The sequence below is a fragment of the Pararhizobium sp. LjRoot235 genome (genome assembly GCF_964254145.1).
In the GTDB taxonomy this organism is placed as follows: Bacteria; Pseudomonadota; Alphaproteobacteria; order Rhizobiales; family Rhizobiaceae; genus Pararhizobium.
Genome location: NZ_CAXUSP020000001.1, coordinates 2,425,549 through 2,444,387 on the forward strand (window position 1 = coordinate 2,425,549; position 18,839 = coordinate 2,444,387).

20 protein-coding genes and 1 pseudogene are annotated in these 18,839 nt (G+C 58.9%); 7 read left to right on the forward strand and 14 right to left on the reverse strand.

The window, feature by feature from the left end:
• Positions 1 to 22: 22 nt before the first annotated feature.
• A complete protein-coding gene (locus tag ACSQ2Z_RS11570; RefSeq protein WP_436083058.1) occupies positions 23 to 661 on the forward strand; it encodes a LysE family translocator in 639 nt (212 codons plus the stop codon).
• A 447-nt stretch (positions 662 to 1,108) separates the two neighbouring features.
• Here the strand turns inward: ACSQ2Z_RS11570 and ACSQ2Z_RS11575 are convergent, their stop codons facing one another.
• From ACSQ2Z_RS11575 to ACSQ2Z_RS11585, 3 genes are all read right to left on the reverse strand, one after another.
• Entirely contained in the window at positions 1,109 to 2,203 is a 1,095-nt protein-coding gene (locus ACSQ2Z_RS11575) for an alpha/beta hydrolase (RefSeq protein ID WP_436081336.1), read from the reverse strand.
• 50 nt (positions 2,204 to 2,253) lie between these two features.
• A complete protein-coding gene (locus ACSQ2Z_RS11580) occupies positions 2,254 to 2,631 on the reverse strand; it encodes a cyclophilin-like fold protein (RefSeq protein ID WP_436081337.1) in 378 nt (125 codons plus the stop codon).
• Positions 2,632 to 2,729: 98 nt separating this feature from the next.
• Positions 2,730 to 3,881 (reverse strand): MFS transporter, encoded by a 1,152-nt coding sequence (locus tag ACSQ2Z_RS11585; protein ID WP_436083059.1) that lies wholly within the window; start codon positions 3,879 to 3,881, stop codon positions 2,730 to 2,732.
• A gap of 164 nt (positions 3,882 to 4,045) precedes the next feature.
• Here ACSQ2Z_RS11585 and ACSQ2Z_RS11590 point away from each other — a divergent pair, with 164 nt between their 5' ends.
• Positions 4,046 to 4,933 carry a LysR family transcriptional regulator gene (locus ACSQ2Z_RS11590; RefSeq protein ID WP_436081338.1) on the forward strand — a complete coding sequence of 296 codons (888 nt, stop codon included), beginning with the start codon at positions 4,046 to 4,048 and terminating at the stop codon, positions 4,931 to 4,933.
• Positions 4,934 to 5,035: 102 nt separating this feature from the next.
• On the opposite strand, the gene ACSQ2Z_RS11595 is transcribed toward ACSQ2Z_RS11590, so the two are convergent.
• From ACSQ2Z_RS11595 to ACSQ2Z_RS11610, 4 genes and pseudogenes are all read right to left on the reverse strand, one after another.
• Positions 5,036 to 5,473 carry a lipocalin-like domain-containing protein gene (locus ACSQ2Z_RS11595; protein WP_436081339.1) on the reverse strand — a complete coding sequence of 146 codons (438 nt, stop codon included), beginning with the start codon at positions 5,471 to 5,473 and terminating at the stop codon, positions 5,036 to 5,038.
• Positions 5,474 to 5,508: 35 nt separating this feature from the next.
• Positions 5,509 to 5,738 (reverse strand): annotated as a pseudogene (locus ACSQ2Z_RS11600) (cyclophilin-like fold protein); the annotation flags it as partial.
• Between the two features lie 53 nt (positions 5,739 to 5,791).
• The gene (locus ACSQ2Z_RS11605) at positions 5,792 to 6,538 is read right to left on the reverse strand and encodes an SDR family oxidoreductase (protein ID WP_436081340.1); all 747 of its coding nucleotides are present in this window, start codon (positions 6,536 to 6,538) and stop codon (positions 5,792 to 5,794) included.
• Positions 6,539 to 6,566: 28 nt separating this feature from the next.
• Positions 6,567 to 7,751 (reverse strand): MFS transporter, encoded by a 1,185-nt coding sequence (locus tag ACSQ2Z_RS11610; protein ID WP_436081341.1) that lies wholly within the window; start codon positions 7,749 to 7,751, stop codon positions 6,567 to 6,569.
• 95 nt (positions 7,752 to 7,846) lie between these two features.
• Here ACSQ2Z_RS11610 and ACSQ2Z_RS11615 point away from each other — a divergent pair, with 95 nt between their 5' ends.
• Positions 7,847 to 8,761, forward strand: a complete 915-nt coding sequence (locus tag ACSQ2Z_RS11615) for a LysR family transcriptional regulator (protein WP_436081342.1) — start codon at positions 7,847 to 7,849, stop codon at positions 8,759 to 8,761.
• Positions 8,762 to 8,942: 181 nt separating this feature from the next.
• Here the strand turns inward: ACSQ2Z_RS11615 and ACSQ2Z_RS11620 are convergent, their stop codons facing one another.
• Positions 8,943 to 10,631, reverse strand: coding sequence for a RecQ family ATP-dependent DNA helicase (locus ACSQ2Z_RS11620; protein ID WP_436081343.1), 1,689 nt, complete (start codon positions 10,629 to 10,631; stop codon positions 8,943 to 8,945).
• Between the two features lie 62 nt (positions 10,632 to 10,693).
• Here ACSQ2Z_RS11620 and ACSQ2Z_RS11625 point away from each other — a divergent pair, with 62 nt between their 5' ends.
• Together ACSQ2Z_RS11625 and ACSQ2Z_RS11630 are read left to right on the forward strand one after the other, a co-directional pair.
• Positions 10,694 to 11,488, forward strand: coding sequence for a DUF429 domain-containing protein (locus ACSQ2Z_RS11625; RefSeq protein ID WP_436081344.1), 795 nt, complete (start codon positions 10,694 to 10,696; stop codon positions 11,486 to 11,488).
• Positions 11,489 to 11,717: 229 nt separating this feature from the next.
• Positions 11,718 to 12,455: a hypothetical protein gene (locus ACSQ2Z_RS11630; protein WP_436081345.1), complete on the forward strand. Its 738-nt coding sequence runs from the start codon at positions 11,718 to 11,720 to the stop codon at positions 12,453 to 12,455.
• 186 nt (positions 12,456 to 12,641) lie between these two features.
• Here ACSQ2Z_RS11630 and ACSQ2Z_RS11635 read toward each other — a convergent pair whose 3' ends face one another.
• From ACSQ2Z_RS11635 to ACSQ2Z_RS11645, 3 genes are all read right to left on the reverse strand, one after another.
• A complete protein-coding gene (locus ACSQ2Z_RS11635) occupies positions 12,642 to 13,229 on the reverse strand; it encodes a methyltransferase domain-containing protein (RefSeq protein ID WP_436081346.1) in 588 nt (195 codons plus the stop codon).
• Positions 13,230 to 13,372: 143 nt separating this feature from the next.
• Positions 13,373 to 13,783 carry a hypothetical protein gene (locus ACSQ2Z_RS11640; protein ID WP_436081347.1) on the reverse strand — a complete coding sequence of 137 codons (411 nt, stop codon included), beginning with the start codon at positions 13,781 to 13,783 and terminating at the stop codon, positions 13,373 to 13,375.
• A 333-nt stretch (positions 13,784 to 14,116) separates the two neighbouring features.
• The gene (locus ACSQ2Z_RS11645; protein ID WP_436081348.1) at positions 14,117 to 14,833 is read right to left on the reverse strand and encodes a restriction endonuclease; all 717 of its coding nucleotides are present in this window, start codon (positions 14,831 to 14,833) and stop codon (positions 14,117 to 14,119) included.
• 221 nt (positions 14,834 to 15,054) lie between these two features.
• On the opposite strand from ACSQ2Z_RS11645, the gene ACSQ2Z_RS11650 reads away from it, so the two are divergent.
• The gene (locus ACSQ2Z_RS11650; protein WP_436081349.1) at positions 15,055 to 16,038 is read left to right on the forward strand and encodes a thymidylate synthase; all 984 of its coding nucleotides are present in this window, start codon (positions 15,055 to 15,057) and stop codon (positions 16,036 to 16,038) included.
• A gap of 44 nt (positions 16,039 to 16,082) precedes the next feature.
• Positions 16,083 to 16,955 (forward strand): hypothetical protein, encoded by an 873-nt coding sequence (locus ACSQ2Z_RS11655; RefSeq protein ID WP_436083060.1) that lies wholly within the window; start codon positions 16,083 to 16,085, stop codon positions 16,953 to 16,955.
• Here ACSQ2Z_RS11655 and ACSQ2Z_RS11660 read toward each other — a convergent pair.
• From ACSQ2Z_RS11660 to ACSQ2Z_RS11670, 3 genes are all read right to left on the reverse strand, one after another.
• A complete protein-coding gene (locus tag ACSQ2Z_RS11660; RefSeq protein WP_436081350.1) occupies positions 16,952 to 18,046 on the reverse strand; it encodes an ImmA/IrrE family metallo-endopeptidase in 1,095 nt (364 codons plus the stop codon). The genes ACSQ2Z_RS11655 and ACSQ2Z_RS11660 overlap by 4 nt on opposite strands.
• Positions 18,046 to 18,381 (reverse strand): hypothetical protein, encoded by a 336-nt coding sequence (locus ACSQ2Z_RS11665; RefSeq protein WP_436081351.1) that lies wholly within the window; start codon positions 18,379 to 18,381, stop codon positions 18,046 to 18,048. The genes ACSQ2Z_RS11660 and ACSQ2Z_RS11665 overlap by 1 nt, the downstream gene beginning before the upstream one ends.
• Before the next feature lie 67 nt (positions 18,382 to 18,448).
• A complete protein-coding gene (locus ACSQ2Z_RS11670) occupies positions 18,449 to 18,814 on the reverse strand; it encodes a hypothetical protein (RefSeq protein ID WP_436081352.1) in 366 nt (121 codons plus the stop codon).
• Positions 18,815 to 18,839 lie beyond the last annotated feature (25 nt).

The window sequence follows — 18,839 nt, forward strand, 5'->3', positions numbered from 1 at the left end:
GTTTCACTAGGACGAATCGATGCTGATTTCCAACGCCTTCACCGTTTACCTTTTCACGGCATTCCTTTTGGCGATCACTCCAGGTCCGGGAATTTTCTACGTCGCTGCCCGAACACTTTCCGGCGGCCGCTCGGAGGGAATAGCTTCGAGTCTTGGAAACGGTCTTGGTGGACTGTTTCACGTCGCGGCCGGTAGTTTGGGCGTTTCGGCGATCGTGCTGGCGAGCGCCGAGCTGTTCACTGCGCTCAAGGTAGTCGGCGCGCTCTACTTGATCTGGATGGGCTATCGGACCATTCGCCATGCGAGGCTCGACTATCGCTCCCTGGCTGACGCCGAGCTTCCCGTCGGCGGGAAGAGAGCCTTTCGGGATGGCGTTCTGGTGGAAGTGATGAACCCCAAGACCGCAGCATTTTTCCTGGCTTTCATTCCGCAGTTTGTCGACACGGCTTCGGATCATGTCGCGCTGCAGTTTGTGATCCTCGGAGCAATTTCCGTATCCCTCAACACGCTGGCGGACATCGTCGTTGCGTTCGGAGCCGGGAGACTCCGCGACGGCGCGGCTTCGCGCCCGAATGTCATCCGGCGTCTTCGGGAGGGATCGGGTGGCGCGATGATATTGCTTGGGTGCGGACTGCTGCTGGCCAAACGTCCTGTTTCCTGACCTCGCGAAGTAGAAGGAGATAGGCATGACGACCACATGTCTGGTGGTACGGCGCGCCGTTCCTCACGTTCCACGGTGACAAAGTGAGGATCCTCTGGGTTCTCGGTGACATCCACGGCCTGATCGACCGCTTGAAGCACGGCGGGTCGAAAGTCGCTGAGTCCCAGACCTCGGTGTAGTCAGCTCTCGGCACATTTGAGTATCGATATTAGGCCGAGCTTGCTATCCCGGTTTACCGGAAATCGCGGGCTTTGGGGAACGGACTCGGCACCATATCCGGCTCGGGATAATTACCGGATCTGCGCATCGACACGTTGAAGTTGAAGATCCGAAATTTCAGTGATTTTCCTCCCCGGTCGATTTACATGCTACGGAACGGCATTCGAACGAGTCGAAGCCCGGATTTCCTTTCCGGACCTCTCATCGTTTCCGCCGGAAGGCGCTAAATTACGCCGTCAGATGCTGATCGAAAAAACTAGACAGCTTGTTAAATGGAATGAGGTCCACCCGGTCGTAGAGATCGACGTGCCCGGCACCCTTGACCCAGACCAGTTCTTTCGGCTCGGCGGCACGATTGTATGCGTCCTGGCTAAATTCCTTCGAATGAGCCTGGTCACCGGAAATAAACAGCATCGGACGAGGAGAAATCGTCTCGATATCGTTGAACGGATAGAAGTTCATGAACTTCACGGAGCTGGTCATTGTCGGCTTCGTCGTCGTCTGCACCGTCGCCCCGGCGGGCGTGAACTGACCGCGCGATGTCCGGTAAAAATCATAGAACTCGCGCTGGACAGGATCGGTATTGGCGGTCAGTTCCAGAACCGTGCCGCCTATGTACTGGGTTTCTCCGCCATCAAACTCTGCCCAGCGCTGTTCGGCCGCCATCGCGATGAATTGCTTGCGTTGCTCGACGGTCTGCGAGTGGTTGAGGGCATCGCGGAAGGCCGCGCCCATATCGTACATGCTGACCGTGGCTATGGCGCGGATGCGAGGGTCGATCTTGGCTGCACTGATGATGAAGCTGCCGCTGCCGCAGATGCCGATCCCGCCGATCCGCTGGCGGTCCACGTATCTCTGGCTCCCAAGGAAATCCACGCCTGCGCTGAAGGCCTCGGCGTAGACGTCGGGGGAAACGAGATTGCGGGTCGTGCCTTCGCTCTCGCCCCAGAACGGCAGGTCGATGGACATCGCCACGAAGCCCTGCTCAGCCATCTTGGTCGCGTAGAGGTTGGCGCTTTGCTCCTTTACCGCTCCCATGGGGTGACCGACGATGATCGCCGGGGTCTTGCCGTTGCGGTCGAGGTCTTTCGGGGTGAACAGGCTGCCTGCTACACTCGTCTTGTACTGGGATTTGAACGTCACCTTCTGCATGCTGACCTTGTCGCTCGTGTAGAAATTGGCAGCGCCACGGGACATGTCCTGCGCCATTGCCGACGAAAAGCCGAGCAGAGAGGCAGCTCCGACCGCAGCCACACCTGCACCAGTCATTTTCAGAAGCTGGCGGCGGTCGAGGCCTGCCGAGGTTTCGGTCTTGTCATTCATGGTCGTATCTCCGTGAGTTGAGGAAAAGGCGCATGCAAATTCGGGTGTCGTCAAACCTCTTCGATGTGGAGCGGGAACTCGCCGCGCATCAGCAGGGGTTCGAAGCCGTCGTCGAAACGGCCAAGACGGATCAGGCCGGATGAATAGCGGTAGCCGCTGTGGAAGAGCGCCAGGTTGCCCCAGGGCGCGTAATAACAGAGGTCGCCCGGACGCTCATTCTTGAACGGACCGCTCCCGGCCTCGGTCAGCTTGTGCGGTAGGTAGGTGATCTTCTCGTTGGTCGAGTAGTCCTCGATCTTCAGGTCCAGCGGTAGTATCGACGCGAAGTCGCGGGCCGAAGCGTTGTCGTAGAGGGTCGCGGTCATCGTCTGACCGTTGAACGTCATCCTGATCTTCACCTTGGACGGCTCCTGGCTTGTGGGGATCATTGCCCTGTTGCGCTCGGGTCAGTTGTGGGAACACCGCTGTCGCAATCATCGACCCGAGAACGCTACGACGGCTGAGTGACTTCGATTTCGAAACCATGTCAGGTGCTCCGGTTGTAACGCCACGCGACAGCAGCAAGGACGGACGAGCCAGTCAGAAGCACGGCAGCAAAGGTAAATGTGGTCCACCAACCCATCGCGTCGAACAGAACGCCGCCGAGAGATGCGCCCATGGTGATGGCGAGCTGGATGGTGGCAACCTGCAGGCCGCCGCCTGCCTCCGCGTCGTCGGGCATGGTCCGGCTGAGCCATGTTCCCCAGCCGACCGGGGCGGCCGTGCCGAACAGGCCCCATGCAATCAGAAGGATGGCGGTGACGACGGACGACGTGCCGAATGCGATCAGCAGCAGTGCGATGGCCGCCATCACCAGCGGGATCGATCCCAGAATGCTGAACAGCCTCGTCTGAAGCAGACCGCTGACGCAGTAGGTTCCTACGATGCCCGCCACGCCCATCAGCAGCAGCAACAGGGAGAGGGTCGAGATTGAGACCTGGGTCACGGTTTCAAGGAACGGGCGCAGATAGGTGAACAGCGCGAATTGTCCCATGAACAGCAGCATGACGGAGGCCATGCCAATTGCCACCTGTGGACGAACAAGCAGTCGCAGGACGTTCGGCGAGCCTTCCTTGCGGCGCGGCGGAAGGGAAGGCAGGCTGATGCGTTGCCAGATGAGTGCCAGAAATGCGAGTGGCACCACAGCGAAGAATGCACCACGCCAGCCGATGTACGAGCCCAAAAGGCTACCAAGCGGCGCGGAAATCGTCGCTGCGATGGCATTGCCCGCATTCAGTATCGCCAGGCCTTTCGGGACGGCATTTTCAGGCACCAGGCGCATGACGATGGCGGTCGACATCGACCAGAAACCGCCGATGGCGATGCCGAGTAGTGCGCGGCCGATCATCAGCACCACGTAGTTCGGCGCGAACGTGACGATGGTCCCGGAGAGGATCAGCAGGAGTGTCAGGGATGTAACCACCAGCCGGCGGTCCAGTCGGCGGGTAACCGACGACACGAACAGGCTGGTGGCAACCGCGAAGATGCCCGAAATCGAAATCGCCTGGCCCATATGGCCTTCGGTCACGCCTAGGTTCGTCGCGATCGGCGACAGCAGGCTGACGGGCATGAATTCCGATGCGATCAGGACGGCGACACAAAGCGCCATGGAGAACACCGCTCCCCGCGCTCCTGTCATGGACCGCGAAGGATCGTCGCTTCCCGAGGCGGCGCTGGTGTCGATATCGAGTGCGAGTGCTTGCTGTGTCATGAGGGCAATATACAGCGCACCAACTTCACTGATTAGTCGTTGCAATTAGGATGGACCTATCGAATGGTGACATAAGTCATCCGGAGGTTTGCGTGAAACGAGAAGACCTGAACGACATGCTTTGGTTCCTTGTGGTCGCCGAGGAACGAAGCTTCACCAAGGCGGCTGCGAAGCTCGGCACCTCGCAGTCAACGATCAGCCACACGATCAAAAACCTCGAAGCGCGGATGGGCCTGCGGCTTCTGACCCGCACGACGCGAAGCGTCTCGCCAACGGAAGCTGGGGAAAGGCTCATTCAGTCGCTTGCTCCCCGGATCGAAGAGATCGAGAGCGAGATCGATGAGCTGATGGAAATCCGGGACACGCCATCCGGCACAGTTAGGATCACTCTGTCCGATCACGCGCTGGAAAGCCTGGTGTGGCCAAAACTGCGTCCCCTCCTAAAGGACTTTCCGGACCTAAAGGTTGAACTCAACACCGACAACGCCTTCCGCAATATCGTTGAAGATCGGTTTGACGCGGGGGTCAGACTGGGCGAGAGCGTGGACAAGGACATGATCGCCGTCCGGATAGGACCGGATTGGCGCCTCGTTGCTGTGGGATCTCCAGCGTATTTTACCGCTCGACCTGCGCCCCGGTCACCGCAGGAGCTTGTAGCGCACAACTGCATCAACCATCGCCAATCCCGATCCGGTGGCCTCTATGCCTGGGAGTTCGAGAAGGGCGACAAGGAACTGCGTGTTCGTGTCGATGGGCAGCTCACATTCAGCACGTCCTACGCGATGATCGATGCGGCAGCCAATGGCTACGGGATCGCCTACGTGCCGGAGAACATCGTGGCGAGCGATATCGCCTCTGGGCGATTGGTTCAGGTTCTCGACGACTGGTCGCCGATGTTTCCGGGCTACTATCTCTACTACCCGAGCAGGCGGCAGAACTCTCCCGCATTCAAGGTCGTGGTCGATGCGCTGCGTGTCTGAGCAGGAGAATCGTTCCGGCCTTAGGCTCCCTGCCTGAGCCCTCTCGCATCCGTTGTTTGAGTCTTGGCTCGAAAGCAGGCCCACACAACTGGTGCTTCGGGTTCAGAAGCGATCGTAAGTTACGCGCCACCCTTCGGCGGCGTTGACCGGGGAGATAACCAACTTGTCGCCGGCAACCTCGAACTTGCGCTCCAATCGCGTGCCGATGAGTTCACGGACAAGAGAGGATTCAACGGTAATGGCGAAAATATTCTTGGCTTCGTCGATTTCCACCGGCCCGTAGTAGGCCTCGTAGGCCTTGGTGGTGTAGGGCGTGTCCGCCGCATTGGCATCGGGATTCATGGCCTGTACCGACAGGGTGCCGCCCTGGGTGAAGACTAGCTGACCCGAGTAGGGAACGGCCTGAAGGTTGCCTTGCGCACCGACTTCCAGCGAGGTCATGCGCCATGCGCCGATGATTGGGGACTTGCCGTCACTGGCGAAGGTCGGCGACGAGATAGCCAGTGCCAAAGCCGCAAGCGCAATTTTAACGTCGTTCATAGGAGGCTGGTCCTTTCTTGGGTGGAAGAAGGTTGTCATATCCGCTCGATGAGAACCGGATATTCGCCGCGCACGAGGAGCGGGTCGAAGGTGTTTTCTAAGCGGCCAAGCCGGATGAGACCGTCCCAGCGATAGCTGGCATAGAACAGCGCCAAGTTGCCCCACGGCTTGAAGTAGCAGAGATCGCCGGGCCGCTCGTTGCTGACGGCCCACTTCCTTCTTCTGTGAGTTTGCGGGGCGGGTGGACAATCTTGTCGTTTCCCCCGCCCAGAACCTGCCGTCGGCTAAGAAAAAATCTTGAAAGCATGTGCGTTCCCGTCAGACGGGCTGTGCGGTGGGCCGGAACAAGATTTCGTTGATATCGACATCATCCGGCTCGTTGATTGCGAAGGCCACCGCACGGGCAAACGTTTCCGGAGCCACTGCGATCTTGCTGACGAACTCTTTCGTGCCCGCTTGGATATCTTTTTCGCTGATATGTTCCAGGAGCTCGGTACTCACCGCACCGGGAGAGATGATCGTGGTGCGGACGTTGTAGGGCTTTACTTCCTTGCGCAGGCCCTCGGAGAGCGCGCGGACTGCATGCTTCGTCGCGCAGTATACAGTTGCGCCGGGATCCACCACATGCCCGTATACCGACGATACATTGATGATGTGCCCGGATTTCTGGCTTTGCATATGAGGGAGCGCGGCGGCGACCCCGTAAAGCACGCCCTTGATGTTAACGTCGATCATGCGGTCCCACTCGTCGATCTTGAGACGTTCCAGTGGGGCAAGCGGCATGAGGCCAGCATTGTTCAGCATCACGTCGATCCGGCCAAACTTTTGAACGGCGGCATCAACGAGATTCTTGACCTGGTCGCGGTTCGTCACATCAGTCTGGACGGCGACCACGCTGTATCCCTTCGCGGTGAGCTCTGCGGCAAGGGCATCGATGCGATCACCTCTGCGAGCGCCGAGAACAACCGACGCTCCGCGCTCGGCCAGGTGGCGGGCCGTAGCTTCGCCTAGCCCACTACTGGCCCCGGTTATGACGACGACCTTGTTTTCGATTCCCTGCGACATGACGGTCTCCATTGATATGTGAGAAGTTTCAGATGCGGGCGCGGGCCAGGGCGGCAAGAGCCGCGGAACCGACGAGCAAGATTGCGGCGAGGATGAACGCGCTCCACCATCCGATAGTGTCGAATAATACGCCTCCAGCAGACGCGCCGCCAGCGATTGCGAGCTGGATAAGGGCGACTTGCAGTCCGCCTCCTGCCTCAAGATCGCACGGGATGATCCTTGTCATCCACGTGTTCCAAACCACAGGGATGGGTGTGGAGAACACTCCCCAAAGGATGAGCAATGCGGCGGTGATAACTTTGAATGGGCCGACGATGATCAAAAGGAGAGCAATGATCGCAAGTATACTCGGAAGTCCGATGAGCGCGGCGTTGAGGTGTCGACGAAGCACCGATCCGATAGCGAATGTCCCCACCAGCCCTCCCAAGCCCAGGCCTAGCAGGACCATGGACAGAGAGTTGAGTTCTAGGGCGGTCACGCTTTCCATGAACGGTCGAAGGTAGATCGACAGAGAGTTCATGCCGATAAAAGCAAGCGCTGTGGCTCCCATCCCAATGGCAAAGGTGCGATTTCGCAGCAACCCGAACATCTTCGCAACCGATATGGCTGCCACAGGGGGCATCTTCGGCAGGACTGCCATTTGCCATATCAGTGCCGACAGGCCGAGCGGAACAGTAATGAGGAAGGTGCCTCGCCAGCCGATCAAACCGCCGAGAAAACTCCCAAGCGGAGCGGCCGTAACGATCGCCATCGCCGTTCCGCCTTGAAGCAGGGCAATTGCCCTCGGAAGATCCCCCCGCGAAGCGAGACGCGCTAGAATCGCAGTCGAAAGGGACCAGAAGCCTCCGATGGCGATGCCCACCAGTGTCCGGCCGAGCAAGAAGATGAGATAGGTGGGCGCAAGTGCCACGGCCAGGCTCGAAGCGGTTAGAACTGCCGTGTAGAGCAGGACGATCGTTTTCCGGTCCAATGTGCTCAACAGTTTGTTGCCAAACAGACTGGTGAAGACCGCGAAGAACCCCGATACCGCAATCGCCAGTCCAGCCTGGCCTTCGGTGATGGACAGGTCTTGGGCAATTGGGGTCAAAAGGCTGACTGGCATGAACTCTAGTCCGACCAGAAGAAACGTAAGGAGCGACAAGCAAGCTACGGCACTCCAGGGTGTCGTCTCCTGTTCCGCGAAGCTTTCGTTCAAAGTAAGTTCGGTCATCATCGTTCGCTCTCTTTTCGTCGCGCATTTAGATTACCGGGTTGCGGTTGATCCACTAGGAGGCATAGTCTGCACGCTGTGGTGAGGGAGATTCAACAATGCGGCGGGACGAATTTACAGAGATAAGGGCCTTTCTTGAGGTGGCCCGCGAGCGCAGCTTCACGCGTGCGGCCGCCAAGCTCGGGGTGACCCGCTCGGCACTTAGCCACACAATCCGAACGCTGGAGGAGCGGCTCGGAACCCGTCTTCTTTCGCGCACGACCCGAGACGTGGCTCCGACTGCCGTCGGGGATCGGCTGGTGCAAAGTATCGAACATCACTTCGAAGGCATAACCGCCGAGATTGCGGCATTGAAAGCCCTGAGCGACAAACCGTCCGGCCATGTTCGGATCGTCTGTCCCGACGATGCCGTGGATTTGGTCTTCCGGGCGAGGCTGCCGTCATTCCTCCGCGAGTACGCCGACATCACCGTCGAACTCATTGTCGACAACGGTTTTACCAATATCGTGGAGCGCCAGTTCGATGCCGGCGTTCGACTAGGCGAGGCGATTGCCCGTGATATGGTGGCCGTTCGCATTGGTCCTGACGTTTCCTACTGCGTGGTTGGCTCGCCTGATTATTTTAATAGGCGTGCTGCTCCAGGAGGCCCACAAGATCTTACCGAGCATAACTGCGTGAACCTGCGCCTTCCCACCTCAGGCGGCCTCTACGCCTGGGAGTTCGGGAAGGATGGACGAGAGTTCAGCGTCCGTGTCGACGGTCAGTTGGTCTACAGCAATATCGGATCCGCGATTGATGCAGCACTCGATGGGATAGGACTCGCGTATGCCCCGAAGGACCTGGTTCGCCGACATCTCGAGGAAGGCAGGCTAAAGGAAGTTCTTCAGGAATGGTGCCCGACCTTCCAGGGGTACCACCTATACTATCCGAGCCGCCGCAACCACTCGTCGGCATTCTCTGCCTTCGTCGACGCGTTCCGATATCGTGGTGTTTCAGAGGCTGCAGCCGTCTAGGGCGCGATCGGAAGGCATGAACATCGGCACGAACTAGCAGCCTTAACGAGCTCATAGTGTCGATCGATGCAACGTCGCGGGCTTGCCATATTCGGGAAGGGGCGGCGATCGATCCTGAGACGCGCGGATCGCCGAAATAGGTGTGAAATGGTGCGTCGAAGGGCAACCCCAAGATCAGGTCCTAGCCGCCAAACCTCTTTCCAAACACCGAGTTCACATGATCCGGAAGCGTCTCGTGCCGCCGATCCAGGGCAGCGCAGGAATCGCAGCAGAATCGAAAGCGCCGAGGAGTGGCTTCTTTGCTGAAGGCCCAGTTCAGGATCCGCATGCCGAGGCTCTGCCGCGAAATCACCTTCGGGCCTTCGAAGTACTCAATGAGACCCATCCGGAAGCAGTCCTTCGAGCCGAGCAGCGCGGTCAGATCCTCGATCTGCGAGAACCGCTGCCGCAGCATCGAGCGCGCCGCGAATTCGTCTAGTCCCGAACCGTTGGCGGTCTTTTCCGCCATGAACCGCAAGAGGCCGACATCTCGTCCGGCTCCGCGCCCGCTCTCGGTGAACGTCACCGCGACGGACTGTTTGCCGTCGCGTCCCGCACGACCGAACTCCTGCAAGTAGTCCTCGACGGACGCGGGCTGTTGCCAATGGACAACCAGACGGACATCAGGGACATCCAGACCCATGCCGAAGGCGTTCGTGCAGATGATATGGTTCACGACAGGACGACTTTCTCCCTGGAACCGCTTCAGCAATTCCTGTCGTTCCCACTCGTTGCCGAGCTTTGAGTGGTAGAATGGGATTTCGAGGCCGTTGTTGCGTAGGTCTGCCTGTAGCTCCTGACCTATGCGAGCCGTCGGAACGAAGATCATCGCCTTCCTCGCGGCAAACACTGGAAGCCGGAGGAGTGCGGCGATCTCGTGATGTCGTGCGGACGGAGCCGTTGCCCAGCGGATTAAGGCGATATTCGGTCGGTCTACGCCGCGGACGAACACTTCGGCGTCTTCGATCCCGAGCGACGAGAGAATCCGCTTCTGCATCGCCTGGCCCGCGGTCGCTGTGAAGGCCAGGACGGGCGGCGAGCCAAGCTTCTTCCGAACTTCGCCGAGGCGACCGTACTCCGGGCGGAAGTCGCGGCCCCACGCATCCACGCAATGGGCTTCATCAACGACGAGGTATTCCGGGTGGCTCTCGGTCAGCGCCTTTCGTTCATCCTGGCTCCGGACGAAAAAGCGTTCAGGGGCCAGGTACAGGAATTTGACCGCATTTACCCCGACCATCGAGTAGCGGATTTCTTTCTCCTCAGAGCTGAGAGCGCTGTTCACAAAGGTCGCCGGGATCTTCTTCCGGAGCAGACCGGAGACCTGATCGCTCATCAGCGTCTTCAGGGGGCTGACGACGAACGTGCAGCCACGACGCAGGAGGGCAGGGATCTGGAAGCATAGCGACTTCCCGGATCCTGTCGGGCTGACCACGAGCACGGACTTCCCGGCGAGCGCGGCAAGGACGATGGGAAGCTGGCCGCCCCGGAAGTGGGAGACGCCGAAAAGGCGTAGGACGGGACCAAAGTTCATGCCGGATCCAAGAGCGCGCGCATCGCTGTCGAGCCAGCGAGCAAGGCGTATGGCCCAGCGCTCGATCGCTCTCCTTGCCAGCCCTCCGGCGAGATTGGGATGGTGGGCAGCGTGGCAGCCGTCGCAGAGAGTGACGAGGTTCGAGAGCTCGTCGGAGCCGCCCATCGATCTAGGAAAGAGATGATGCACGTCTGCATCGCGCGACTTCACCTTCGCCGAGCACGAAACGCATTTGTATTCATCCCGCGCCAGAACAAGGCGACGGGTGTCTTCCCAATTTCCCACGGAACCAGGCTCCATCGGTTGTCTTTCCAACAGTTTGGAGGAAAGTCGCTGAGAAAGCGTAACCGCACGAGGACGAAATGAGATCAGTTCTGGGGATCGACGCAGCTTGGACCGAATGCGAGCCGAGCGGCATCGCGCTGATCGCCGACAATGGCTCTGGCTGGCAACTGGTCCAGGTTGCAGCTTCTTATTCAGCCTTCCTGCAGCGCGACCTCGGCGGCGTTCCGATCCTGCGGCATCGGGGATCGATGCCTGATGCGACAGCCATCATTGAGGTCGCCAGCGGCAAGGTCGGCACCCCAGTCGATCTCGTCGCAATCGACATGCCGCTATCGATGACACCGATCATCGGACGAAGGGCATCCGACAATATGATTTCGTCCTTGTACGGCGCGAGACATGCGAGCACTCACACTCCGAGCGCGACGCGCCCGGGCAAGCTCAGCGACGAACTCCGGATCGGGTTCGATGACATCGGATATCCGCTGGCCGTCTCGAATCCTGCCGGCTGCGTCCTCATCGAGGTCTACCCGCATCCGGCTCTCATCGAATTGGCGGCGGCGGAGCGGAGGCTGCCCTACAAGGCTTCAAAGATGAGAAAATACTGGCCGGAGGTGGCTCCAGGCGCGCGACGGGAGAAACTGATCGAGGTCTGGAGCCAGATCGTCGCTCTTCTGGATGCCCGGATCCGAGGCGTCGCGGCGGCATTGACGTTGCCGTCGGTCACCGCTCGGGGATACGAGATAAAGGCCTTCGAGGATTCGTTGGATGCTGTCGTATGCGCGTGGGTGGGGGCATGCGTGATGGAGGGGATGGCAAGCGCGCACGGGGACGAGGAGTCGGCGATATGGGTGCCGCGGCTTGGGGCCTGAAGAAAGGTTGCTGACGGATCCGACCCGCTTTACGTTTGCCGGATTGGACGGGCAGATTCGGATGCGAGTGCAGGGGAAGCATTTGAAAGGCATCTTCGATACCAAACGAAACTTCGGTTACGACGGGAAGAAGCGCGGCCGAGCCTTGTGATCTGAATCAGCGCCTTGCTACCGCCCGTGGAAGTTGCTACCGCGTGGCGAATTGAGTGCACCCAGAGGCTTACCTATAATGACCGATGAGCTTCGAACCATCGCCCTTCAATGGTTTAAACGTTTTCTCTTTCCAGACTTTACCAACAAGCTGACATGGCTCGTCGCATTGGGCGGGATCGCCCTGGCAGGTGCTCCGAGTGAGATCCTTGTCGCCGGGCTCAACTGGGTTGTCGCTTTCGTCAATCAAAACCAGTTCACGCAACCTCCTCTCCCAACGATCTCGACCCCTTCAGATCCGATGGGTTATTGGCTCGTGTTCGGCGCGCTCACCCACAATCTGCTGAACAAGTTGGTTTCATACCGACTGAACGCCCTGGAGCATAAAAGGCAGCAGGAGCGGCGGGAGATGGACATAAGGCTATTTGATGCCTTGACCACGCTTCTTCCGTCGAACAGTGGCGCGTTGTATCTTGCGAAAGAACACCACTTCGGAAACTCCTTCGCGATCGCTGCCCTCAATCCTGTTACGGAGTTCGTTCAGACTTGGGACAAGGCGGAATTCGAGTTCGTGAACAAGGATATCGAGGTCGACAAGCGTAATCTGATGGGGCTTGCCGGCGATTTCACGTCGAAGGTCGCTCAATATACGGCCCCGAATGGTTTCGGGATGCAAAGCGCAATACCTCGGGGAATTGATCCGGATTTCGGGCTTCCTGAGCACATCAGCCAAGAGATCCGGGAGTTGAATGAGGCAGCGTCCGCTTTCTACACGGCGCACCAGTCCTTCATCCGGGCGGCTCGCGAGAAGCTTTAGCGGAGGTCACCACTCAACCAGTTTGAGGGAATTGCTAGATATCCTGGATGCAGCTCGAAGAGGAGAAATACGGTAGTCTCGTCCATTGTCCCTGGCATGCCGGACAGTCGTAAGGCAGAGGTCGAGCAACTTGCAAATGCCGTTGCCAACCGAAGCCTATTGCCTGACGGTGACACCCATCGCGGTTCAAACGCGAGCGGTGAAGATGAAATACTTTGTATATGAAAATCCGGGCCTCAGGTCATTTCGCCTTCTAATACCTTCAAAACTAAAACCCGCGGCAAGTAACGCGGAAAGACACTCATGCTCGTCGACACTTTTGTGGTCAGGTTCTGCAATCAGGAAAGTGCCGTCGGGTGCTAGACGGGCTCGCGCGTCGCGGAAATTTGCTTCCACGTTGTAGTCGGGTTCCAGCTCGCCAAGAACGCCGAACATCATGATGAGGTCATACTTGGCATCGGGGGGCACGTCCTTCAGTCGAGCATACTTGGCCCAACTGTCAGCCGGGTTCACAATGGTTGTGCATGCCAGCATCTCAGGTGACGCCAGTTTGACGAACCCATTCTTAGTGCCGCCGACATCAAGAATTCGTCGTTGAGAAGTGTCTGCGAGAAATTCCTTCTCGATACGGAGGACTGTGTGCCCTTGCGACGAGGGCGATCCACAATTGAGCAACCGATATTTTTGCCATTCGGGGAACCGGTTTGATAAGAAGCGGAGAAGTTTTTTGCGCATGACAATCGCAGATAGCGCTTCAAAATTAATGAACTCCAAATGTTTCGTATCGATTTTTCAGTTGCTGCCGGTTGCGACTGAGCTCACCCTAAGGTGTGGCATAGGTTAAGTGGGGTAGACTATGAGCCTGCTAGAAATAGGGTTGGGGACGGTTGGCGCGATGCTAGGATTGGTTCTGAGTTTCAGCGGCCTGGGAGCCCAACCTGGTTGGACCTCGTTGTTCTTGCTTCAAGTTCTGGCCAGTACAATTTTCGTTTCCGTTTTGACCGGCGTGTTCTTGTCGCTTCTGTCTGACGAGGATCGTATTGCACTGATCCGGCGATTGACGTTTTCCCGAACGTGAGCGTGCCCACTTGTTCAAGCCCGCCACTCCCCCGGGGCGTTAGTTTCAGCAAATGCGCGTCACTCTCCTCGACGTCTCGGCAACCAGTCGATCTCGTCGCAATCGACATGCCGTTATCGATTACAATGATCGCTTCGGCGATGGTCTCCACAGGTTCATGCTCCCAGAAACTCAATACCGTCCAGCCGAGTTCGGTGAGGTGCGCCGTCGTGCGCGCATAACGCGTCGGGTTGCGTTCGATCTTCGCCAAATATCCATATTCTTCTTGACCGACGGCGGATGTAGGTCGCAGCCGTGCCAGAAGCACCCTCGAGAAAGACCGCGATCATCAGTCCAGGAAAGGCGAGGTCGCATGTCGTGCGCTTCAGTCTGGGAAGGGGGCGGTGTATCCGATAGCACAGGCCTTCGGCATCCAGTAAGGAGGGGACGCTACGTTCGAATGCATTGTCCTTGCGCGCGGCTCGCTGCATGCGTCGGCGACCTCGGGGGTGGATTGGAGGTCGAGAGGCATTCGCTCCAATACAACGTAGCTGCGGCGACTTCGTGGCTCGTCGGCCTAATTGTGAAGCACTTCGGGGCCGACTCAAGTTTGCGAGCGGGCGGCGGTCGAAACGGCCCGCTTCCTCTCCGACGCTGCAAGCCGATTTTCGAGATCCTCGATTAGCGGCCGAGTGGCCGCCAGAACTTCTTTGGTCGAGGTGAAGGTTTGCGACATGGACGCAATCGATACGAACGCCCCCGTCTGGCAGGTGAAGGGATAACGTCCCCGGATCGCCCTTGAGATGACGTCTCGGCATCCGCCGATGACGGCGTTTCCCGAGTAGCCGTAGCCAGAGTCAGGTCGAAGATCGTCCTCGATACGCCAACTCTTCGGAATGTTCCAGTAGCGATCATGGCAGTCCTCCACCCTGTCGAAGAGATCCTGCAGGTGCATGGCGTCGAGACGTTGCTCGGTGGTCTGGCGCATCTCCGCGAGAGACGTGACCTGGACGTTAGTCAGGCTGGCCGCCTCCTTCGCGCCGCGCTGGAACCCAGCCTCCGAAAGAAGGATTCCCCGGTCGGCGCCGACGTCCGCGACTATTTCCCGGAGGCCCAGAACGTGCAGCTTCGAAACAGGAGACTTCCATTGCTTGCACTCGACGATCCAAGTGATCTCGAACCCGTAGTGTTGCGATTTCACTAGCACGTCGACGTCATGGCTTGTCCGCACGCCTACGATCGTCTTGTCGGTCCCCGCGGAGAGACCGATGGAGCGAAAGAACGCAGCGGCCTCTTCCTGGTAGTCTCTCCATGCCGTCATTCCGAATCCTATTCAATAAGGGGCGGAGGCCCGTTGGGCGACGTGGCGAATCCTCAAGGCGATCGACCCGGTCGGAGGCGAGACGCCGCCTATGCAGGGATTCGACCTCGTTTACGGAAGGACTTGCGCAAACGACTACCCGCTGACGATCGGTCTATCGTTACAATCGGTGAGGTCGCGGATATCATTTACTTATAGTTGATTCGGAGCGCGGTTGGAAAATGGAGATCGATAGGGAAGGCATCGACGACGTCCTCCACGTCGTTTACGAGGCGCTCCGCGATCATGGGCGTTTCAATCAAGGCTCCCGCGGTGGCACCAATGAACTCCTTGGCGTGGCGATCAGGCTAAGGAATCCTAGGGCGCGCATCAGCCGATCGGAAGACCGTGGGAAGCCCTTCAGCGCCATCGGAGAGCTGCTCTGGTATCTGTCGGCGTCGAACAAGTTGGATTTCATCCAACCATACATCGACAAGTACAAGGACGACGCCGAAGCCGACGGTACGTTGCACGGCGCCTATGGACCGCGGCTTTTCAACATGCGAGACGAGATCGATCAGCTCGGAAACGTCGTGAAGCTGTTGAAGGAGAGGCCGGGCTCGAAGCGCGCGGTCATCCAGCTTTTCGACGCGTCCGATCTTGCCGGAACATTCGGCGAGATACCCTGCACGACAACAGCCCAGTTTCTGCTGCGGGAAGGACGATTGAATCTTTCTGTAACGATGCGCTCGAACGACGCCTATTTCGGTCTCCCACATGACGTCTTCTGCTTCACGATGATTCAGGAAATGATGGCTCGCCGGTTGGGATGCGATGTCGGCGAATACTACCACTACGTCGGCAGCATGCATGTCTACGTCGACTACCTTCCTCAGCTCCAGGACTACCTCGACGAGGGATGGCAGCGAACCGAAGCCATGCCGGAGATGCCCGAAGGCGATCCGTTCGAGTTCGTGAGGCCGCTCGTCCGGGCGGAGGCGGAAATCCGCAGCGGTGCGACCATGCGCGCGGAAGACGTCGTCAGCACGCCGTACTGGGCCGACATCCTGAGATTAGTTCAAGTGTTCTGGGCCTCGGGCATTCCGGATCGTCTCGACGAGTTGAAGAAGGAATTTCATAGCGAACTCTATCGCATACACCTTGAGACGCGTCGGCACATGCGGCAAAGGATTCAATTGAACAAAGGCGAGGACGTCCGGAAATGAAATGGCCATCGCGCGACCATGAGAAGCAGCGACTCGTCGCCGCCATGAAAAAGCACGCGGACGACTTGCGGCCTCTTCCCGGCGTTGCCGACGAGGACGCGATCGAAGCGCTCGCAATGCAGTTCGTCGCCAGCCTCCGGCGCGAGGACTTCTACGCGGCGGTGCAGCAAAAGAAGCTTTCCGCCGACCGGGCGGATCCGAACAGTCCGCGCTTCGAAGCCGAGCGTGCGGTCGCTTATCACCTCCAGAACGGAGACATTGAGGAAGCCGCCTGGCTGGTATTCCTGATGACGCACTTTGCGAGGCCTGCCGATACCGGGTGGCTCCGATTGAAGGACGTCTACGGGAAGCTAGGGCAAGATATCTGGACTTGGAAGACGGTGTCGGCAAATCCTAGGGCATTCTCGGACTGGGTATACGCCAACTCGACCGCCATTCGTGGCAAGTTCGGCAATCATCGGAAATACGAGAGCCTCGAGGAGGGAACGAAGCGCGAATTCTCAAAGGTGCTGCAGACCTATATCGCCCTCGTGGGCAAGAGCCATCGCACGTTCTTCGCACAGGCCGTCCGTGACGCCGGCAACGACCCGACCGTGATCTTCGACCATTTGTATCGACGGATGAGCGCGATACTTTCGTTCGGACGTCTCGCCAAATTCGACTATCTGGCCCTCATAGGGAGATACGCTATCGCGCCGATTTCGGCGGGTTCAGCATATCTTTCGGGCGCCACCGGCCCGGCCAGCGGCGCGCGTCTGCTTTTTCTCGGCGATCCCGACGGCGTCGCGTCTGCAAAGCAGCTTCAGGACTGGCTGAACGAACTCGACCACAGCCTGTCCGTCGGCATGGCGGTCATGGAGGACGCCCTCTGCAACTGGCAGAAAAGTCCCACGGAGTTCGTTCACTTCATTGGTTAGATTTCGATCGGCGCGATCTCTTCCCATGTCCAGCGACGCTTGAGATAGTTGAGCTTGTCCGGACCGATCATCCGGCGCTTCTGCATCTGGCCGACCGTCAGGCCGGCCGCTATCTTCGACCTGACGCTGAAGCGAAGAACGCGGTCGCGGTCTTCGGTCAGGGCTTCGAACTCCTCCATCTTCTCGTCCGGGACGATGCAACGGCGCGCGTAGAGGTTCGCCTCGTCCTCGCGGTCGTCCGGCAGCATCTCGTCGGTATCGACGAATGTCTGGGCATGATGGAGAACGAGATGCCCGATCTCGTGGAAGAGAGTGAACCAGAAGTGGTCGTCCGACCGATGACGGAAGCTGACCAGAATCATCGCCTTGTCCGATGTTACGAGCCTGGTCGCGCCGCTGGCCCGACATCCGTTCGGCGCCTTCACCACGGCGAGAGCGACGCCGGCCTCGGCGAGCAAGGTGCGCACCTTTGGAAGGAACTGCTCCGGTGCCTTGAGCATGGACAGTTCCTTGATGGCCTGCAGCCGGTCCTCAAGGTTGCCGACCTTCCAGTCTCTCGTCTTGATGAGATCGGCCTCGAGTTCTCCGCGGCGAAGCCAAAGCAGAACCGCCTCTTCCTTCGTTTCGTAGGCGGGCGAACTGCGGAAGTCGGTTCTCCCAATCAGGCGGCCGTAGTGCTCGTTCCACGACTTCGGGTTGGGGACGCTGAAATAGACAAGTCTCTTCCTGACTTCCTCGGCACGACGGGCGTCGTTCATCTTGCCCTTGGGCTTCTTGCCGGGCGCGGGAACGCTCTGGATGAAGTCGTCGATGTCGTCCTTGGCGACAGCCGCGACGGCGCGGTCCACGGCCTTCTCAAAATTCTCCTGCCGCTTGAGCCAGAATGCGGGCGACGCCCCGAGGATGCCCGCCAGTCCATCAGCAACCTTTCGGTCGATCTGGTGCGAGCCATCGAGAAGAGACCGAAGGAGAGCGATGCCCCCGTCCAGCTTGTCGGCGACCTGTTCGGCGCTTAGAAGGCGGCGCTGCATGACAGCGCGAATGGAATCGCCCGGCTTGGAGAACCAGTCTGTCGCGTTCGTGTCGTCCATCAGGTGCGCCTCGTTATACTTTGCAGCTTCAGTCGCGTGACGCTCGACCAATCTGTCTGTCCATCATCGCCCACGTCAAACTTCTTCCCTGCGGGGACGAAGGTTGCGATGTATTCTGTTCCGACGTCGACTTGAAAGGCGTCGGACGTGCAGGAAAGGAGGTCCTCCACAAGAAAGTCGTGCCAGTCCGCGGCGGTTTCCATCGATTCCGCTTCCGCGATGATCGTAAACAGCGTCCTCGCGAGATGCGTTCCTAAAACTTCCTCGCCACGCTCGAACGTGCAGCAGCAGTCTCGGAGCCCGTCGCTCTCAAACGATATCCTCAACTCAGCCACCTCGGAAATCCGAGCGGAAGCATAATTGCCATGGAAACTTGCGCGACGCTGCAGACCCACCAAACCCTCATTGAGGAAGCGCCGATCCGTGCGGCTTCGACGCCTGCTTCGAACGAATTAGATCGATGCGATCCCAGTTCCTGGCTAGCTCCCGTTCGCTTGCCTCCTCCAGGTCGATAGCTTGTACGTCACAAAGGGCCGATAGTGTGACCATGACGCCTCCTGTCTCCTGCAAGGCGTCGCCCACCGGCCGCGAGAAAACGTAGTAGACAAGCGCCATGGCGTCGTCCTTCGAGCATCCGGCGGCTTGTGCCAGTTCGAGGGCCTCCTCGAGGAAGCGATGCGAACGTTCAAGGCGGTCGTTCGCCGAACTTCGAGGAAAGCAGGCTGCCACCCACTCGCGCACACGCTGCTGGTATGATCGGATGCTCATAGCGACAACACGACTCCGAACTCCT

Bases quoted from the DNA above. Each gene is read 5' to 3' on its own strand.
- ACSQ2Z_RS11575 (WP_436081336.1), bottom strand. From the start codon at position 2,203: ATGAATGACAAGACCGAAACCTCGGCAGGCCTCGACCGCCGCCAGCTT.
- ACSQ2Z_RS11580 (WP_436081337.1), bottom strand. From the start codon at position 2,631: ATGATCCCCACAAGCCAGGAGCCGTCCAAGGTGAAGATCAGGATGACG.
- ACSQ2Z_RS11585 (WP_436083059.1), bottom strand. From the start codon at position 3,881: ATGACAGGAGCGCGGGGAGCGGTGTTCTCCATGGCGCTTTGTGTCGCC.
- ACSQ2Z_RS11595 (WP_436081339.1), bottom strand. From the start codon at position 5,473: ATGAACGACGTTAAAATTGCGCTTGCGGCTTTGGCACTGGCTATCTCG.
- ACSQ2Z_RS11605 (WP_436081340.1), bottom strand. From the start codon at position 6,538: ATGTCGCAGGGAATCGAAAACAAGGTCGTCGTCATAACCGGGGCCAGT.
- ACSQ2Z_RS11610 (WP_436081341.1), bottom strand. From the start codon at position 7,751: ATGATGACCGAACTTACTTTGAACGAAAGCTTCGCGGAACAGGAGACG.
- ACSQ2Z_RS11615 (WP_436081342.1), top strand. From the start codon at position 7,847: ATGCGGCGGGACGAATTTACAGAGATAAGGGCCTTTCTTGAGGTGGCC.
- ACSQ2Z_RS11620 (WP_436081343.1), bottom strand. From the start codon at position 10,631: ATGGAGCCTGGTTCCGTGGGAAATTGGGAAGACACCCGTCGCCTTGTT.
- ACSQ2Z_RS11625 (WP_436081344.1), top strand. From the start codon at position 10,694: ATGAGATCAGTTCTGGGGATCGACGCAGCTTGGACCGAATGCGAGCCG.
- ACSQ2Z_RS11630 (WP_436081345.1), top strand. From the start codon at position 11,718: ATGACCGATGAGCTTCGAACCATCGCCCTTCAATGGTTTAAACGTTTT.
- ACSQ2Z_RS11645 (WP_436081348.1), bottom strand. From the start codon at position 14,833: ATGACGGCATGGAGAGACTACCAGGAAGAGGCCGCTGCGTTCTTTCGC.
- ACSQ2Z_RS11650 (WP_436081349.1), top strand. From the start codon at position 15,055: ATGGAGATCGATAGGGAAGGCATCGACGACGTCCTCCACGTCGTTTAC.
- ACSQ2Z_RS11655 (WP_436083060.1), top strand. From the start codon at position 16,083: ATGAAAAAGCACGCGGACGACTTGCGGCCTCTTCCCGGCGTTGCCGAC.
- ACSQ2Z_RS11660 (WP_436081350.1), bottom strand. From the start codon at position 18,046: ATGGACGACACGAACGCGACAGACTGGTTCTCCAAGCCGGGCGATTCC.
- ACSQ2Z_RS11670 (WP_436081352.1), bottom strand. From the start codon at position 18,814: ATGAGCATCCGATCATACCAGCAGCGTGTGCGCGAGTGGGTGGCAGCC.